The following is a 525-nucleotide window of genomic DNA, read 5'->3' on the forward strand; positions in this document are numbered from 1 at the left end:
CCTTTGCTCACTTAAATTGATACAGTACTGATTTTAAAGGGTGTTCTGATGTTTTTATTGACAAAACGCTAAGGCTATTATATAGGGAAGAGCAGTTGAATTGCTTAATTCCCTTCCGAAGATATATTCTGAGTTCATACGTATGAACCCAATAAAGCCCACCAAAACATAACTACCTGAAATAACTATCTATTTTTACCAAGCTCTAAAAATCATAAATCGGGGCACCCCAAATAAAAAGCCTCTTCAAAGGCTTGTTGTTTATAAGCTTATGCCCTAAAAGAATCTCATTAACCGATTCAAACTGTCTCGCTTTATGGCGGTAGCCCAACTTCATGCTTGTTAGCATCGGTAAATTCTTGACCCATCCACCGGACAAAAATTGACCCTCCAATGAAAGAAAACATTGCTACTTGGAAAAGAAAAAGAGCCAGAATCCAATTCAGGCGGCCTGTGGCAACTCTTCGTGAGGTGGGCCAAGGGGGCAAGTTTTTTCCAGTGTCCACACCATTCTTAAATGACAGA

Annotated in this window: 1 protein-coding gene; it reads right to left on the reverse strand. The window is 39.6% G+C overall.

Annotation, left to right across the window (positions count from 1 at the left end; translation table 11 throughout):
- Positions 1-314: 314 nt before the first annotated feature.
- A partial coding sequence (locus MTBBW1_RS29325) for a hypothetical protein (protein WP_222424214.1) occupies positions 315-525 on the reverse strand: 211 nt, incomplete at its 5' end.

Source organism: Desulfamplus magnetovallimortis (genome assembly GCF_900170035.1).
GTDB classification, from domain to species: Bacteria; Desulfobacterota; Desulfobacteria; order Desulfobacterales; family Desulfobacteraceae; genus Desulfamplus; species Desulfamplus magnetovallimortis.